Here is a 15,188-nt window from a genome sequence, read left to right as displayed (position 1 = left end):
TTTCCTACCCGCGTTCACGCTGCCTCTGATAGTGCCGATTCGTGCGCCTCTGACATACTCAGGCGCTCACGAATCGGCGAACAGCGAAGGGAGCAAGAGCGCGATCATGACGAAAAGGATTCTGCTGACCGGGGGCTGTGGCTACATCGGCTCCCACATCTGTCTGGAACTGATCGAGCAGGGCTTCCACCCCGTCGTCCTCGACAACCTGAGCAACAGCTCGGCCATCCCGCTGCAGCGCATCGAGCAACTCACCGGCCAGGCAATCCCCTTCGTCGAAGGCGATGTCCGTGACGAAGCCGTCCTCGACCGCCTGTTCGGCGAACACGAGATCGACGCCACCATTCACCTCGCCGGCCTGAAGTCCGTCGCCGAGTCGGTGGCCGACCCCATCGCCTACTACCAGACCAACTTCGCCGGCACCGTCACCCTCTGCCAGGTCATGCAACGCCATGGCGTGAAGCGCTTCATCTATAGCTCCTCCGCCACGGTCTACGGCCTGGCGGCCGAAAGCCCGATCCGCGAGGACGCTCCCACCGACCCGGCCAGCCCGTACGGCCAGTCCAAGCTGATGGCGGAAATCGCCCTGCGCGACATCGCCCACGCCGACCCGCAGTGGACCATGGCCATCCTGCGCTACTTCAATCCAGTGGGTGCCCACGCCAGCGGGCGCATCGGCGAAGACCCCAACGGCATCCCCAACAACCTGATGCCCTACGTCTCCCAGGTCGCCACCGGCAAGCAGCCGTTCATTCGCGTGTTCGGCAACGATTACGCCACCCCGGACGGCACCGGCGTGCGCGACTACCTGCACGTCGTCGACCTGGCCAACGCCCACCTCAGCGCCCTGCGCTGGCTGGATGGCGCCAACGGCGCGAAGACCTTCAACATAGGCACCGGCCGCGGCTACAGCGTGCTGGAGATCATCCGCGCCTACGAAAAGGCCTGCGGCCACGAACTGCCCTTCCAGTTCCTGCCCCGCCGCGATGGCGACATCGCCAGCTACCACGCCGACCCGGCCCTGGCCGGCACAGAACTGCGCTGGAGCGCCGCCCGCGACATCGAAGACATGTGCCGCGATGCCTGGAACTGGCAGAGCCAGAACCCCAGCGGCTACGCCTGAGTTTCCGGAAGCCGGAAAACAAAAAGCCCCGCTCGAAAGCGGGGCTTTTTGCTGAAGATGGTGCCGGTAAGAGGAATCGAACCCCCGACCTTCTCATTACGAATGAGCTGCTCTACCGACTGAGCTACACCGGCGGCGGGGGCACTTTATCAGCCACCTATGCGCGAATCAATTGCAGCCCGAAAACGAGCGTGCCAGGTCTTGATAGATGCCCAGATAGGCCTGAACGCAGCTTTCCCAGGACCATTGGCGCGACAGTTGTTCTGCATAGGGGCGCACCTGGCGCAAGGTATCCGGCTCTCTCGCCAGCCTGCTCAAAGCCTGCCGCAACTGGATCAGGGCATCAGGGCCGGAGACATCCGCAGCAAATACGCAACGCTCATCCAGACTGGGAAACGCCATCCGCACCTCGTCACTGACCAACACGGGCGTACCGCAGGCGAGCGACTCCTGGATGACGAGGGGGAACCCCTCCCCCTTGCTAGGGAGCACCAGGAGATCGGCTTGCTGGTAGTAGCGCACGACTTCCTCAGCCCTCAGCCCCTCCACCACCGTGATCTGCTCTGACAGCCCCCATAGCCTGGGCGACAGCGGCCCCCAGCCGACGAATGTCCAGTGGATGCCGGGAATGTCGAGACACGCTCTGAGCAGATCAATGCCCTTTTTCTCGACGAACCTGCCCACGAAGAGGAATTCCAGCCCCCCACCCCGCGAAGCAGGAGCCGCTGGGGAATATCGCTGATGATCGACACCGTTTGGGATGACGTCCCCAGGCTGCTCACTACGCAGAATTCCCGCCCAGTAATCCGCCACGGGGCGCGACACATAGACAACGCGCCCTACCCGGGAAAGCACGAACCGCCCCAGAGTGTTATTGAGCAGGCGCAGGATGAACCGGGCGGCAGCAGAGTTGAATTCGATCCAGCCGATATGTTGTGTCACCACCACCGGACGGCGCAGGCACCACGCGAACAGCAACGTGATCAGGGACGGGAAATAGAGATAGTCGTGAACCTGAACCAGCTGAGCGCAGCGGACCTCTTTCCACAGCTTGCGCAGACTCGCCAGCCCCCACAACGGCAAAGGCAAGCCCAGGTACCGCTCACAGAAGTCGATGGCCGAAGCCCGCTCGATCCGCAGGCCATCGCCCCCTGCGGGAGCCTCCTCCGCGAGTCCTCCCGCCATCCAGGCAACCTGGACACCTTCACTGGCCAGCCCCTCGGCCAGCTTGCCTGCCACGACCTCGATTCCCCCGCCGTGCGCGGGATAGAAAGCACTGACCTGAAGGACTCGGGGAGCGGTTTCGTTCGCAGGCAACTACTTCACCACTGGCTTGGCGACAAGCAGATAAACCGAGGCGTTGGTATCCCGGATGGAAGCGGGCGTGACCCTGTCCTCGACCCACATCCGACCATACATCAGGGTGCAGACTACCGCGGAGACAGCCCTTCCCAGCCATCCTAGGCGGGAGAACAGGTGATGGTAAGCCAGGCTGCGGAATTGTGTGGTCCAGGCCAAGGGACCAACGACCGGATGCACCTCCAGCACTTCGAACCCAGCCAGTTCCAGCTCCTTGCGCAAACCATCGCCCGTCCAGCGCCGGTAATCGCCGGGATGCGGGTGATAAAGCCAGACACCGTGAGTCGACAGGATCAGGCGTCCTTCCGGCCGGAGCACGCGCTTGCACTCCGCGAGATAGTGTTGAACTTCCCACACATGCTCAAGTACCTGGAAAGACACCACGCAATCTGCGGTGTGCGATTCGAGAGGTAACTCTTCATTCTCCTTGAAATGCACATCCGCCAGATCACTGCCTTCGAGATCACAACGCAAATATTCACGACAAGAAGAATCGAACAGACTTTTATAAGGCGCATCGCCACAACCAAAGTCCACAACTCGAGCACTCTTGCTCAATACTTCACGAGCGCTCAAAGCCTTGACAACGGCCTGGACCACCGTTTGCAATCGCCTGAGGACGAAGGCATCATGGCGCCAGATCGGCGAATTCAGTCTTCCAGCCATACTACTCTCCGCAGACGATAAAATTGATTCCAATCGCTAATATACTGAAGGATCACCGTTATTACCGGTTCATCACCATTGGCGGACTTTGTTTCCTGATCAACCTTGCAACTCTATATGTAGCGACCGATATATTCGGGCTTCATTATCTCGTCTCGATGGTCATTTCCATATTGATCGCCAATACGCTGGGTTGGGCACTTAATCGTCGCTGGACATTCAGCACCACCCAAATGCCAGCACTCGTCGAGTTCTCTCGATACCTGTCCGCCAATATAGGCCTGTTCACCATCAACCTGGCGCTGATGGCGGTACTGGTTTCGGTCGTCGGTATTCACTACCTCGTGGCCAGTGCCATCCTGGCGGTCTGCATGACGATCCTCAACTTCACGATCCACCGAGACTGGAGCTTCAGGAAGAAGTAGCCGCCTGCCGCTCGTAGAGGGCGTAGTACTGCAGCCCGTTGGTGGCCAATCCGAGGATTCCGCTATGGCACTTCATGGGCATCACCTTTGCCTTGAGCCTCCAGCCCCGGCGACTGAGGTGATCGGTCCAGCTGCTACCATGCTGATATTGATAGAGCGAGGGAATACCGAAACGGCGGTTTCCCAGCTCATCGAGCACAGCCAGCGTCCAGCGCCCCACTGATGTCCGGTAGGCATGATCCTTGATCAACAGATAGCGGCCGGAAACCCGGGACAGCTCATCCAGTTGATAGAACGGGTCCTCGCAGTGATGCAGGACATCGATCGAGTAGACCAGATCGAAACTGCCATCCGGGAATGGAATCGCCTCGCCAGGCGTATAGATCTGCGGCTCGAAGTGCACGTTCGGGCGGCGCTTCACGTCGAGCGCAGTCAGGCTCTTCACCCCGTCCAGGGCATTGAAGCGACTGGCAAACCAGCCGTCGCCGCTGCCGAAGTCCAGCACCTTGTTCAATTCGCCCAATCCGCTGACCACGGGCAACAGGTAATCGGCGATTCGCAATCTGTATGGATTCATGCAATGGCTTTCCGAGCAGGAATTCGCAGCGTCTCGAGGAAAAAGGCCGCGAGGAAAACCTCGCCACCCAGTGCAATGGCAGTCACCGAGGGAACGACCCAGCGCATCACCACCCGCGGGTCTAGCGCGCCGAACCCACCTTCGCTCCAGATCAGCAGGGCTTCCCAGGTCATCCAGCCGCCGAATGCAAAAAGCGCGAGGGACAGCAGGATGCCACGCTCCAGCGTGACCCGCGAAAGTGCGGCCATCCATCGGGCATCGATGGGCAGCCATCCTGAGGTCATGCCAACCAGCCGACTGAAGACCGAGAAAAACACCATCTGCAAGCCCAGCAGAATACCGGCGCCGGCATACACCAGGGTGTGGACGTCCAACCCGACGTCCCTGACCACGATGGGGTGGAAGTCGATGACCACCATCAGCAGGGAACTGAGCACGAACAGCAGCAGGCCCGGAACGAAGAACAGCCAGTGCGGGCTGAAGATCAGCAGGAACTTCAGGTGTCGCCAGCCATCGCGCCAGGTACGCAGATGCGGCGGGCGCGAACGTCCGTCCGGAGACAGCGTGATCGGCACCTCACAGATACGCAGCTTTTGCAGCGAAGCCTTCACGACCATCTCGCTGGCGAACTCCATACCAGGGGAATTCAGGTCCAGCTTCAGGATCGCCTCACGGGAAAACCCGCGCAAGCCGCAGTGGAAATCCCCCACCGGCGCCTTGAAGAACAGTCGCCCGATGAAGCTCAGGACCGGGTTGCCGAGGTAGCGATGCAGGAAGGGCATGGCGCCCTTCTCGATTCCACCAGCGAAACGGTTGCCCATGACCAGCTCATAGCCTTCGCGCAACCTCTCCAGCATGCCTTCAAGGCGTTCGAAGTCATAACTGTCGTCGGCATCGCCCATGATGACGAATCGACTGTTGGCAGCCTCAACGCCGCCGATAAGCGCAGCGCCATATCCGCGCGCAGCAATATCGACCACTCGGGCACCAGCAGCCACGGCCAGTGCCTGAGAGCCATCGGTAGAGCCATTATCGGCAACAAGCACCTCACCGAGCACATTGTTGCGCGTCAGGAAAGCGCGAGCCTTCGAGACACAGTCACTCACGGTCTCCGCCTCATTGAGGCAAGGCATTAGGATGGTTAACTCCAAACGGGGTACGTCGCAATTCATACTTAATCCGGCGTTCGCATATTGGGAGCAGCGCAATCGAAATTGCCTTGACCGTGAAGAACCTCGTCGAACGAGCCGAAGCGACGATCCAGGGGAGCACGCAGAATACGGCCAGTGACACCCTCTTCGCGGGAGACCAGTACGGTCGAGTCTGAGTTGGGATAGAAGCGCTGCCAGGCGGTGCCGCTCCACTCCGTTGGCAAACCTCGCGGTCCGTAGAGATTGGGACACTTCTGTTCCAGTACGGCGAAAACTTGATCGGCAGTAGCTCGCTCGCCTTCGAAGGCAAGGTCACGACCTTGGCGCTCCTCAAGGCGACAACTCACAAACCGAGGACCACCGCCTTTTCCGATGAACATATTCTGCCGTTGCACCCAGGCAAATATCGGATGCCCTTCCTTGTCCGCAACCGAGACCTGTATCGGCAGGCAATCTTGCACATCCACCGTCAATCCGAATCGGTAAAGGACTTGATCGATACGCTGCTTGGACTTCTGCATGCTCTCCGGCAATGGCGACCGGAAATCGGGGAAGACTGCCCTTACTCGGCCCTGGTAGATCGCCAGCAATGCCTTCAATCGATCCCCCGGCGCCCCGCTCATGGGGATGGACATCTGCCCGACAGGGTTACTCAAACTACCATTGAGACCAGCAGCCGCCAGGACAGAGGCGTTGGTCTGCACTCCCAGCAGAAGATGAAGCGCAGACTCTTCGCGCAGTTGCGGCGCAACCTGGACCTTGAAGAAAGGCTCATCGTCCCAAGGCTCGGCGGAGAATCGGAAGTCCGTCGCAGTAAAACCGTAGAACCCTTGCAGCAACAGCAGTGCCACCGCAAAAAAACGCCCGACCTTCCCCGGTGCCAGCAAATAAATTCCGCGCACAACAAGAAGGCCAGCGACCAGGAACAAGGGGACGACATAGCGACCATTCCCGGAGACCGTCGCCCAAATAACATATGACAGTGCAGTAAATGCCAGCAGCGATACATCATGCCGGGTGAGTTGTGAAACTACGGCGTTTCGAAGGGGGCGGAAGCATAACAACCCGAGCGTAACCAGCAAGACCAACGCCAGGGCTGCAAAGCGCAAATCGGGGGCGAAACCTTCGTAATAGATAAACCGGCGCATTTCCATCAAACGCAAAGGCAAGGAGAAGACATCACTGAACGACACAGTGAATCGCCCCGCCGAAATCGTCTGATCAGGAGCAAAGGGCGAATGGAATATTCCATTCGCCAGGGGAAACACGGGATTACCAAACTGCTGATACATCTCCCAGGAATACCAGCCCATTCCTAGCACCGCGCCAAAGACGCCGCCCAGACACCAAGCCAGCCAATCGTAGCCCCAACCGCTCGTTCGCCAGGACTGAACCAGAAGCACTATCGAACAGGAAATGACAAAGATGAAGTTGCTGAGCTTGATAGAAAACGCCAGAGCGACGAGCACCGCGCACAGCCCGATCAGGCTGGACCGGCTGGCCGCGTGCTCTGTTCGCCAAAGCAATCCCAGCAGACAAGACAACACCAGAACACTGGATAGAACATCAACGGAAGTGCTAGCGACCAAAACTAGAAAGATCGGTGCAAGCCACGCCATCGTAGTGGCAACAATGCTCCAGCCATACGAATTTGGCCAGAGAAGGCGAGATATAAGATAAATAACAACAACGTTCAGGGCATGCAGGGCGCCTAATGTCGTCCCGACCAGCCATGAAGGCCAACCCGCAATTACCATGAAGTAGAAAGGAAAGTAGCCCAACGGGTTTTGGTAACTTTGCGGCCCGGCGGCGAAAAAATCTTGACTCAGGTGACCACTAGCCCACGCGTACGGCAGATAGAAGTGGTGGTTCATGAGATCCCAGCCCAAATCCTTGCCGATCGCCAATCCCCAGCCCACGGTGAGAATCATCAAAAAGCCAATAAATCTAAGCGAGATACTGCGCACTGCCACCTCAATCACTCTCCATCAGAAATAAAGAAGGCGCGCCGAGGCGCGCCTTCTTCTACCAGGATCCGCTATTAACGGCAGGAGCCCGGCATCAGGCGCTCCGGAGTACCGGTGCAAGTCCAGCTGGTGATTGCGTTGCCACTGAAGGTAGGCTTCAGAGTTACGGTAACGGCTTCGCCAATGGTGGTAGCGTTACCAGTAGCCTCAATTTCACCGTCAGCCGCACCTACGGTCAGGCCAGACACGAACTGGGTCGAAACAAAGGAAGCAGCGCAGGAGTCGAGGGAGTCGAAAGTAGTAGTACCAGCCGACTGTACAATTTCAGTCACGCAAGTACGAGCGGAGCTGGCAGCCAGCACCACTTCGGAAACGCGGGCCTTACGGGTGTAATCCTGATAAGCCGGCAGAGCGATGGCGGCCAGGATGCCGATGATCGCAACCACGATCATCAGTTCGATCAGAGTAAAGCCTTTTTGAGCTTTCATAATTCTCTCCAGGTTTTTAGAAGAGGTCGTAGGACCTGAATTCGAAGGAAGCAGGTTCCATGCCAGATCGGCATACACCGCATTCGGCGGGACTTGTGCGAATTACCGGCAATGTGCCGTACGATTTTTCGCAGCAAGTGACAAATTTCGGCACTCCAAATAACCCGGTTTGGCTCCACCGAGCATCTACGATATAAGGCATGCAATACATCATTCGGCCATCTCTGTATGAACGATCAAGTCGTGCTCTCCGGCCTCGCCCGCCAACTGGTGCACTCCGAACTGCTGGACGAGAAGAGCGCCCAGCAGGCGCAACTCCAGGCGCAACGGAACAAGCTGTCGCTGGTTACCTACCTTGTGCAGAACAAGCTGGTAAAAAGCCGACCACTGACGGAACTGGCCGCGGATCAGTTCGGCATCGCCTATTGCGACCTTTCTGGCATCGACCGAGAGTCAATTCCGAAGGAACTGGTCACCGAGAAGCTCATCCGTCAGCATCGCGTGATCCCGCTCTGGCGCCGCGGCAACAAACTGTTCGTGGGGCTGTCCGACCCGACCAATCACCAGGCGATCACCGACGTACAGTTCAGCACTGGCCTGACCACCGAAGCCATCCTCGTCGAGGACGACAAGCTCGGTGAAATGATTGAAAAGATCTTCGAAAGCGTCACCGGCGGCCTGGACGACCTTGGCGACGTTGATCTGGATGGGCTCGATATCGAGAGCGGTAATGCCGAGCCCCGGGACGATGCAGCAGGTGAGGCTGCAGACGATGCTCCGGTGGTGCGCTTCGTCAACAAGATGCTGCTGGACGCCATCAAGGGCGGCTCGTCCGACCTGCACTTCGAGCCTTACGAGAAAATCTACCGCGTACGCTTCCGTACCGACGGCATGCTGCACGAGGTCGCCAAACCGCCGATCCAACTGGCCAGTCGTATTTCCGCACGCCTGAAGGTCATGGCGGGCCTGGACATCTCCGAACGCCGCAAACCCCAGGACGGCCGCATCAAGATGCGGGTGTCCAAGACCAAGTCCATCGACTTCCGCGTCAACACCCTGCCGACCCTCTGGGGCGAGAAGATCGTGATGCGGATTCTCGACTCGTCCAGCGCGCAGATGGGCATCGATGCCCTGGGTTATGAAGAGCCGCAGAAGCAGCTCTATCTCGATGCGCTCAAGCAACCGCAGGGCATGATCCTCGTGACCGGCCCCACCGGCTCGGGCAAGACCGTCTCGCTGTACACCGGCATCAACATCCTCAACACCCCGGACATCAACATTTCCACGGCGGAAGATCCGGTGGAAATCAACCTGGAAGGCATCAACCAGGTCAACGTCAACCCGCGCCAGGGCATGGACTTCGCCCAGGCGCTGCGCGCCTTCCTGCGCCAGGACCCGGACGTGATCATGGTCGGCGAGATCCGCGACCTGGAAACCGCCGAGATCGCCATCAAGGCGGCACAGACCGGCCACATGGTGATGTCCACCCTGCACACCAACAGCGCTGCCGAAACCCTGACCCGCCTGCTGAACATGGGCGTTGCCTCCTTCAACCTGGCTACGTCCACCAACCTCATCATCGCCCAGCGCCTGGCTCGCAAACTCTGCCCTCACTGCAAGAAGGAACACGACGTTCCGCGGGAAGCCCTGCTCCATGAGGGTTTCCCGGAAGAAAAGATCGGAACCTTCAAATTGTATTCACCGGTCGGGTGCGACAATTGCAAGGGTGGATACAAGGGACGCTTGGGTATTTATGAAGTGGTTAAAATCACGCCAGCCCTGCAGCGGATTATCATGGAGGAAGGCAACTCCATTCAGATCGCCGAACAGGCCCGCAAAGAAGGCTTCAACGATCTGCGCACTTCGGGACTGCTGAAGGCCATGCAAGGCATCACCAGCCTCGAAGAAGTCAACCGCGTGACCAAGGATTAATCCATGGCGGATAAAGCATTGAGGACCAGTGTCTTCTCCTGGGAAGGTACTGATCGCAAGGGCGGGAAAGTCAAAGGGGAGCTTTCCGGGACCAACACGGCACTGGTCAAGGCCCAACTGCGCAAGCAGGGGATCAACCCGACCAAGGTTCGCAAGAAGAGCATCTCGCTATTCAGCAAGGGCAAGAAGATCAAGCCCATGGATATCGCCCTCTTCACTCGCCAGATGGCGACGATGATGGGGTCGGGCGTGCCCTTGCTCCAATCCTTCGACATCATTGGCGAAGGCTTCGAGAACCCGAACATGCGCAAGCTGGTCGATGAGGTCAAACAGGAGGTGGCATCCGGCAACAGCCTGGCCAACTCCCTGCGCAAGAAGCCGCAGTACTTCGACGACCTCTACTGCAATCTGGTTGACGCCGGTGAGCAATCCGGTGCGCTGGAGTCGCTGCTCGACCGTGTCGCCACCTACAAGGAAAAGACCGAGTCCCTGAAAGCGAAGATCAAGAAGGCAATGACCTACCCCATCGCGGTAGTCGTCGTGGCCATCGTGGTTTCGGCCATTCTCCTGATTAAGGTCGTTCCGCAGTTCCAGTCGGTATTCGCCAACTTCGGCGCAGAACTCCCCGCATTCACCCGCATGGTGATCTCGATTTCCGAAGCGCTTCAGGAATGGTGGTTCATCGTCCTGATTCTGTTGTTTGCGGCAGCCTTTGCCTTCCGTGAAGTCCATCGACGCTCGGAGAAGTTCAGAGACGGCATGGATCGCGCCATCCTGAAGACACCGGTCGTCGGCGATATCCTCTACAAATCCGCCGTAGCCCGTTACGCACGTACGCTGTCCACCACCTTCGCGGCAGGTGTACCACTTGTCGAGGCTCTGGACTCCGTATCCGGGGCCACCGGCAACGTTGTGTTCCGCACTGCGGTGAACAAGATCAAGCAGGACGTCTCCTCCGGTACGCAGCTGAACTTCTCCATGCGCACCACCGGCGTATTCCCCAGCATGGCCGTGCAAATGGCCGCGATCGGTGAAGAGTCCGGCTCCCTGGACGCCATGCTCGACAAGGTTGCCAGCTATTACGAAGAGGAAGTGGACAACGCCGTCGACAACCTCACCACCCTCATGGAGCCCATGATCATGGCCGTCCTGGGTGTGCTGGTCGGCGGTTTGATCATCGCCATGTACCTGCCGATCTTCCAACTGGGCAACGTCGTATAACCCATGCCTGTTCTCGACTTCCTGGCCAGCACCCCGCTGGCCTTTGTTTTGTGCGTCACCCTCCTCGGCCTGCTGGTCGGCAGCTTTCTCAACGTGGTGATCCATCGCCTGCCACGAATGATGGAGCGCGACTGGCAGCAGCAGGCGCGGGAAACCCTGGGCCTGCCGGAGGGCGAGAAGCTCCCGACCTACAACCTGGTCCTGCCCAACTCCCAGTGCCCGCACTGCGCCCACGAGATCAAGCCGTGGGAGAACATCCCGCTGGTCAGCTGGCTGGCGCTGGGCGGCAAGTGCTCGTCTTGCAAGGCGCCGATCAGCAAGCGCTACCCGCTGGTCGAGCTGGCCTGTGGCGTGCTGTCGGCCTTCATTGCCTGGCATTACGGTTTTGGCTGGCAGGCCGGCGCGATGCTGCTGCTGACCTGGGGCCTGCTGGCGATGAGCATGATCGATGTCGATCACCAGCTGTTGCCGGACGCCCTGGTGCTGCCGCTGCTCTGGCTGGGGCTGATCGTCAACCATTTCGGGCTCTTCACCAGCCTGGGCGACGCGCTATGGGGCGCGGTGTTCGGGTACCTGAGCCTGTGGTCGGTGTACTGGCTGTTCAAGCTGATCACTGGCAAGGAAGGCATGGGCTACGGCGACTTCAAGCTGCTGGCCATGCTCGGCGCCTGGGGCGGCTGGCAGGTGCTGCCGTTGACCATCCTGTTTTCGTCGCTGGTGGGCGCGGTGCTGGGCGTGATCCTGCTGCGCCTGCGCAATGCCGAAACCAGTACGCCCATCCCCTTCGGCCCCTATCTGGCCATCGCCGGCTGGATTGCGCTGCTCTGGGGTGATCAAATAACCGCGACCTATCTGCAGTTCGCCGGTTTCCGCTAGCCTTCTCCGGCGTCGATCCCCTTCGACGCCCGCGACGGCCATCGAGCCGGCAGAAAGGAGAACGATGAAACCCTGGATTCTGGGCCTTACTGGCGGCATCGGCAGCGGCAAAAGTGCCGCCGCCGAGCATTTCGCCTCGCTGGGCATACACATGGTCGACGCCGACCACGCTGCGCGCTGGGTGGTGGAACCCGGCCGCCCTGCCCTGGCAAAGATCGTCGAGCGCTTCGGCGAAGCCATGCTGCTGCCGGACGGCCAGCTCAACCGCGCCGCCCTGCGCGAGCGCATCTTCAAGGCCGAAGACGAGCGCCGCTGGCTGGAACAGCTGCTGCACCCGCTGATCGGCCAGGAGATCGCCAGCAACCTGGCGCAGGCGCAATCGCCCTACGCCCTCCTGGTCTCGCCGCTGCTGGTGGAGTCCGGGCAGCACCGCATGACCCAGCGCGTGCTGGTGGTGGATACCCCCGAACACCTGCAACTGGAGCGCACCATGCGCCGCGACCAGGTGTCCGAAGAACAAGTCCGCTCGATTCTCAAGGCCCAGGCCTTGCGCGACGACCGACTCAAGCACGCGGACGACGTGCTGCTCAACGATGGCGACCTCGGCCACCTGCACCAGCAGGTCGAGCGTCTGCATCAGTTCTATCTAGGCCTGCGTGGAGGACAACCATGAGCCAACCCCTGACCGTGGAATGCCCCACCTGCGGCGCCCCCGTGGAGTGGAGCGCCAAGAGCGAGTTCCGTCCCTTCTGTTCGCACCGCTGCAAGCTGATCGACCTCGGCGCCTGGGCGGCGGAAGATCACGCCATCCCAGGCGACAATCTCGAGGACGAGCTGTTCTCCGGCGATCTGGAGAAGCCGCGCGGGCATTGAGCCGCCGCTCCCCCAGCCAGTAAAAGGCCCGCATCTGCGGGCCTTTTTCGTCAGGGGCGCATGAAGGCGTAGTCCCGCTCTTCGTCCAGGTTGTCGGCGAGGAAATGCAGCTCATGCTCCAGGTCTTCCTGGGTGCGGACCTGCGCATTGGCCTGCACCACGGCGCTGAGCAGCGCACGCACGACCAGTTGCGGGTCCTGGCCGGCCGCTTCGGCTTCGATCAGCAGTTCGTGGAGGCGTTGTTCGGCCCAGCTGTGAATGCTCATCGGCAGTCTCCTTGCGAATGGGGGGGCCAAGCTTCCCTGATCCTGGGAGGTTGCCGAACTGACCTGGATCAAACCGCGGCGGCCATGTGCCTCGCAGATGGCCGAACATCAGCGTGGCTCATCGTCATCCTTCCACGGCGCCTGCAGGTACCGCGTGCGGTTGAAGGTCTCCAGCCAGTCCGGATAGAAGACCACCAGCCCGGTGACGATGGTGCCGTTGATGAAGGCTTCAGGGAACATGATCAGCCAGAGGTAACCGATGAAGTCCTCGATCCACGGCGGCATCGGGAAGAGCCCGTCCATCCACAGCAGGCCGAGCCCCAGCAGCAGGCTGCAGACCGCGGCCAGCGCCGCCGGGAAGAAGCCCGAACAGAAGATGTAGACGAACAGGTTCCGCGGCTGGCGGCGCTCGACGAAGATCGCCGCCAGCTCGGTGATAACGACCGGAATCAGCACCAGCAGGATGCCGTTGACGCCGATGGCGGCCCAGTCCTGCCGGCCGATGGCGCACAGCCCCAGTTGCGCAACCAGGCCGACCAGCACCGCCAGCGGCCAGTCCAGCAGCAGGGTCACGGCGGTCATGCCGATGAAGTGGAAGGACACCCCGGAAGCGAAGTCGCGCCGCACCAGCCAGAGCAGGAACAACCCGAGCATGGTGCCGAACACCAGGTGCTGGCGGCGGAAGTCGCTGACCAGCTCCAGCCACGGCGCGCGCCAGATGGCCCAGACGACGATGGGCAGGTAGATCGCCCAGCCGATCTCCAGGGTCTCCGCAGACAGCAGTTGTGCGGCGATCACGGCGCGCCCCGCTCCAGCGCCTGACGCAAAGCCTCAACGGAGTCGAACTGATGAGTCGAGACGACCTTGCCCTGCTCGAGTTGCAGCCAGGTCACCGCATCGGCCCGGGCCGGGAAGCGGTTGGCCACGCGCGGCTCGCGGTCGAGCAGCACGCGGTAGGAGTAGTCGCGCATGGCGGGGATAGCGAACAACTTGGAGATGGGCGCGGGCATGCGGCTGATGTCGGCGACGAAGGCTGCATGGCGCGCCTCCAGATAGCCTGTCGGGCGCTCGGCCAGCACCGCTTTCACCAGCTTCGAGCCGGCCATGTCGTGGGCGACCAGCAGGACTTTCAGGTCAGTTTCCGCCGTATAGGGCTTGTCGAACTGATCCAGCAGCGTCCAGCCAGTGGCCGGTGACTCCTGCGCCAACGCCACGCTCGCCAGCACCATCAACAGCATCCCGCCCAGCACTCGTCTCACGTTTCCTCCTTGCCCGGAACCGCCAATGATTGGCAACAGTCTACACCGCCGCCGTCGCCCGCCTGCGGTTGCCAGCAACTATGCTTGAGGCATGAACGAGTCCGACTATCTGCGCCTGCTGACGCGCCAGGCGGAACAAGCCAACGACTTTCTCTCCAACGCCCGCAAGTGGGAGCGGGAGTGCTGGGCCTGCCAGCGGCTGCTGCAGGCGCTGAAGGTGCCGTATCGCCAGGAGGACTTCGTCGCGCCCACGCAACAGCCGCCGGATGTGCTGTTCCGCGACGCCACCTTCGAGGTGTTCTTCGTGCTCGACCAGGGCCGTCGGCTCAACGAGGAATGGAAGGAAGAATTGCTGCGCCGGCGCATGGCCCAGAGCCTCAACCAGCTGATCCGCCGTGAGCAGCGGCCGCGACGGATTCCCTGTGCGGAACTGCAGGCGCGCCTGGCACCGACACTGCGCAAGAAGGCGCACAACTACACCGAGCGTGGCATCGACCCGCGCGAGCTCGACCTGCTGGCCTTCGTCAGCCTCAAGCGCGAGACGCCGGACTTCAACACCCCGTTCCCACCACCCACCGAGTACCTGCGCCAGGGTTGGCGCTCGCTGTCGGTAGTCGGGCCGACCTTCGCCCGCGTGCTATTCGCCCACAGTGACGCGCCGGACTTTCTGCGTGGCAGCCTGGGCCGCAGCATCCTTTTCGACATGGGCGTCGGCCTGTAAATAGGCGCCGACGCAAAGCTGCATTGATCGGCGGCGCATTGAGAGGCCGCCCAAGCCCTACTAGAATGCTTGGCATTATAAACGGAGGCCGCCCATGCCCAGTCGCCTGAGCCCCGAAGACCAGCAGAAGGTCGATCAGTACCTCAGCTCTCCCGTCCACCAGGTCCAACGCGCGCCGTTCAAACCCTGGCTGATGATGGGAGCCTTGCTCGCTGTGGTCATCGCCCTGGGTTTGCTGAGCCGCCTCCTGGCCTACCTTGCGTGAGCGCCGTGCCGCCACGGGC

The 15,188-nt window shown here is 60.7% G+C and carries 18 protein-coding genes and 1 tRNA gene; 9 read left to right on the top strand and 10 right to left on the bottom strand.

Annotation, left to right across the window (positions count from 1 at the left end):
* The first annotated feature begins 106 nt into the window (after window positions 1-106).
* The gene (galE, locus tag IB255_RS05855; protein ID WP_081517381.1) at window positions 107-1,123 is read left to right on the top strand and encodes a UDP-glucose 4-epimerase GalE; all 1,017 of its coding nucleotides are present in this window, start codon (window positions 107-109) and stop codon (window positions 1,121-1,123) included.
* Between the two features lie 58 nt (window positions 1,124-1,181).
* On the opposite strand, the gene IB255_RS05850 is transcribed toward galE, so the two are convergent.
* The 3 genes from IB255_RS05850 to IB255_RS05840 all read right to left on the bottom strand — a co-directional run bounded on the left by IB255_RS05850 (window position 1,182) and on the right by IB255_RS05840 (window position 3,148).
* Window positions 1,182-1,257 (bottom strand) — tRNA-Thr (locus IB255_RS05850).
* A 34-nt stretch (window positions 1,258-1,291) separates the two neighbouring features.
* Entirely contained in the window at window positions 1,292-2,440 is a 1,149-nt protein-coding gene (locus IB255_RS05845; RefSeq protein ID WP_081517380.1) for a glycosyltransferase family 4 protein, read from the bottom strand.
* Window positions 2,441-3,148: a class I SAM-dependent methyltransferase gene (locus tag IB255_RS05840; protein WP_081517379.1), complete on the bottom strand. Its 708-nt coding sequence runs from the start codon at window positions 3,146-3,148 to the stop codon at window positions 2,441-2,443.
* A gap of 23 nt (window positions 3,149-3,171) precedes the next feature.
* On the opposite strand from IB255_RS05840, the gene IB255_RS05835 reads away from it, so the two are divergent.
* The gene (locus IB255_RS05835) at window positions 3,172-3,573 is read left to right on the top strand and encodes a GtrA family protein (protein WP_168190491.1); all 402 of its coding nucleotides are present in this window, start codon (window positions 3,172-3,174) and stop codon (window positions 3,571-3,573) included.
* Here IB255_RS05835 and IB255_RS05830 read toward each other — a convergent pair.
* The 4 genes from IB255_RS05830 to IB255_RS05815 all read right to left on the bottom strand — a co-directional run bounded on the left by IB255_RS05830 (window position 3,560) and on the right by IB255_RS05815 (window position 7,756).
* Complete coding sequence (locus IB255_RS05830; RefSeq protein ID WP_081517377.1) at window positions 3,560-4,150, bottom strand: class I SAM-dependent methyltransferase; 591 nt, start codon at window positions 4,148-4,150, stop codon at window positions 3,560-3,562. The two genes, IB255_RS05835 and IB255_RS05830, sit on opposite strands and share 14 nt — an antisense overlap.
* The gene (locus IB255_RS05825) at window positions 4,147-5,283 is read right to left on the bottom strand and encodes a glycosyltransferase family 2 protein (protein WP_225594748.1); all 1,137 of its coding nucleotides are present in this window, start codon (window positions 5,281-5,283) and stop codon (window positions 4,147-4,149) included. Before IB255_RS05825 ends, IB255_RS05830 begins: the two co-directional genes overlap by 4 nt.
* A gap of 41 nt (window positions 5,284-5,324) precedes the next feature.
* Window positions 5,325-7,274, bottom strand: a complete 1,950-nt coding sequence (locus tag IB255_RS05820; protein WP_081517375.1) for a hypothetical protein — start codon at window positions 7,272-7,274, stop codon at window positions 5,325-5,327.
* A gap of 68 nt (window positions 7,275-7,342) precedes the next feature.
* The gene (locus IB255_RS05815) at window positions 7,343-7,756 is read right to left on the bottom strand and encodes a pilin (RefSeq protein ID WP_081517374.1); all 414 of its coding nucleotides are present in this window, start codon (window positions 7,754-7,756) and stop codon (window positions 7,343-7,345) included.
* Between the two features lie 228 nt (window positions 7,757-7,984).
* On the opposite strand from IB255_RS05815, the gene pilB reads away from it, so the two are divergent.
* The 5 genes from pilB to yacG all read left to right on the top strand — a co-directional run bounded on the left by pilB (window position 7,985) and on the right by yacG (window position 12,658).
* Entirely contained in the window at window positions 7,985-9,688 is a 1,704-nt protein-coding gene (pilB, locus tag IB255_RS05810) for a type IV-A pilus assembly ATPase PilB (RefSeq protein WP_081517373.1), read from the top strand.
* A 3-nt stretch (window positions 9,689-9,691) separates the two neighbouring features.
* Window positions 9,692-10,909: a type II secretion system F family protein gene (locus IB255_RS05805; protein ID WP_081517372.1), complete on the top strand. Its 1,218-nt coding sequence runs from the start codon at window positions 9,692-9,694 to the stop codon at window positions 10,907-10,909.
* A gap of 3 nt (window positions 10,910-10,912) precedes the next feature.
* Window positions 10,913-11,785: a prepilin peptidase gene (locus IB255_RS05800; protein ID WP_192209876.1), complete on the top strand. Its 873-nt coding sequence runs from the start codon at window positions 10,913-10,915 to the stop codon at window positions 11,783-11,785.
* Between the two features lie 64 nt (window positions 11,786-11,849).
* Window positions 11,850-12,458, top strand: a complete 609-nt coding sequence (gene coaE, locus IB255_RS05795; RefSeq protein ID WP_192209875.1) for a dephospho-CoA kinase — start codon at window positions 11,850-11,852, stop codon at window positions 12,456-12,458.
* The gene (gene yacG / locus IB255_RS05790) at window positions 12,455-12,658 is read left to right on the top strand and encodes a DNA gyrase inhibitor YacG (RefSeq protein WP_017516736.1); all 204 of its coding nucleotides are present in this window, start codon (window positions 12,455-12,457) and stop codon (window positions 12,656-12,658) included. The genes coaE and yacG overlap by 4 nt, the downstream gene beginning before the upstream one ends.
* 50 nt (window positions 12,659-12,708) lie before the next feature.
* Here the strand turns inward: yacG and IB255_RS05785 are convergent, their stop codons facing one another.
* The 3 genes from IB255_RS05785 to IB255_RS05775 all read right to left on the bottom strand — a co-directional run bounded on the left by IB255_RS05785 (window position 12,709) and on the right by IB255_RS05775 (window position 14,183).
* Complete coding sequence (locus tag IB255_RS05785; protein WP_081517369.1) at window positions 12,709-12,924, bottom strand: hypothetical protein; 216 nt, start codon at window positions 12,922-12,924, stop codon at window positions 12,709-12,711.
* Between the two features lie 108 nt (window positions 12,925-13,032).
* Window positions 13,033-13,722, bottom strand: a complete 690-nt coding sequence (locus IB255_RS05780; protein ID WP_081517368.1) for an energy-coupling factor ABC transporter permease — start codon at window positions 13,720-13,722, stop codon at window positions 13,033-13,035.
* Window positions 13,719-14,183 carry an FAD/FMN-containing dehydrogenase gene (locus IB255_RS05775; protein WP_318652747.1) on the bottom strand — a complete coding sequence of 155 codons (465 nt, stop codon included), beginning with the start codon at window positions 14,181-14,183 and terminating at the stop codon, window positions 13,719-13,721. The genes IB255_RS05780 and IB255_RS05775 overlap by 4 nt, the downstream gene beginning before the upstream one ends.
* 91 nt (window positions 14,184-14,274) lie before the next feature.
* Here IB255_RS05775 and IB255_RS05770 point away from each other — a divergent pair, with 91 nt between their 5' ends.
* Both IB255_RS05770 and IB255_RS05765 read left to right on the top strand, forming a co-directional pair.
* Window positions 14,275-14,904, top strand: coding sequence for a DUF1780 domain-containing protein (locus tag IB255_RS05770; protein WP_045209488.1), 630 nt, complete (start codon window positions 14,275-14,277; stop codon window positions 14,902-14,904).
* 94 nt (window positions 14,905-14,998) lie between these two features.
* Complete coding sequence (locus IB255_RS05765; RefSeq protein WP_017516731.1) at window positions 14,999-15,169, top strand: DUF3094 domain-containing protein; 171 nt, start codon at window positions 14,999-15,001, stop codon at window positions 15,167-15,169.
* Window positions 15,170-15,188 lie beyond the last annotated feature (19 nt).

Origin of the sequence: Pseudomonas sp. PDM22 (assembly GCF_014851965.1) — a bacterium.
Classification (GTDB): Bacteria; Pseudomonadota; Gammaproteobacteria; order Pseudomonadales; family Pseudomonadaceae; genus Pseudomonas.
This window is presented reverse-complemented; position numbering and strand designations above follow the sequence as displayed.

Bases quoted from the DNA above. Each gene is read 5' to 3' on its own strand.
- IB255_RS05805 (WP_081517372.1), top strand. From the start codon at position 9,692: ATGGCGGATAAAGCATTGAGGACCAGTGTCTTCTCCTGGGAAGGTACT.
- IB255_RS05800 (WP_192209876.1), top strand. From the start codon at position 10,913: ATGCCTGTTCTCGACTTCCTGGCCAGCACCCCGCTGGCCTTTGTTTTG.
- IB255_RS05830 (WP_081517377.1), bottom strand. From the start codon at position 4,150: ATGAATCCATACAGATTGCGAATCGCCGATTACCTGTTGCCCGTGGTC.
- IB255_RS05840 (WP_081517379.1), bottom strand. From the start codon at position 3,148: ATGGCTGGAAGACTGAATTCGCCGATCTGGCGCCATGATGCCTTCGTC.
- coaE (WP_192209875.1), top strand. From the start codon at position 11,850: ATGAAACCCTGGATTCTGGGCCTTACTGGCGGCATCGGCAGCGGCAAA.
- pilB (WP_081517373.1), top strand. From the start codon at position 7,985: ATGAACGATCAAGTCGTGCTCTCCGGCCTCGCCCGCCAACTGGTGCAC.
- galE (WP_081517381.1), top strand. From the start codon at position 107: ATGACGAAAAGGATTCTGCTGACCGGGGGCTGTGGCTACATCGGCTCC.
- IB255_RS05815 (WP_081517374.1), bottom strand. From the start codon at position 7,756: ATGAAAGCTCAAAAAGGCTTTACTCTGATCGAACTGATGATCGTGGTT.
- IB255_RS05825 (WP_225594748.1), bottom strand. From the start codon at position 5,283: ATGCCTTGCCTCAATGAGGCGGAGACCGTGAGTGACTGTGTCTCGAAG.
- yacG (WP_017516736.1), top strand. From the start codon at position 12,455: ATGAGCCAACCCCTGACCGTGGAATGCCCCACCTGCGGCGCCCCCGTG.
- IB255_RS05785 (WP_081517369.1), bottom strand. From the start codon at position 12,924: ATGAGCATTCACAGCTGGGCCGAACAACGCCTCCACGAACTGCTGATC.
- IB255_RS05765 (WP_017516731.1), top strand. From the start codon at position 14,999: ATGCCCAGTCGCCTGAGCCCCGAAGACCAGCAGAAGGTCGATCAGTAC.
- IB255_RS05770 (WP_045209488.1), top strand. From the start codon at position 14,275: ATGAACGAGTCCGACTATCTGCGCCTGCTGACGCGCCAGGCGGAACAA.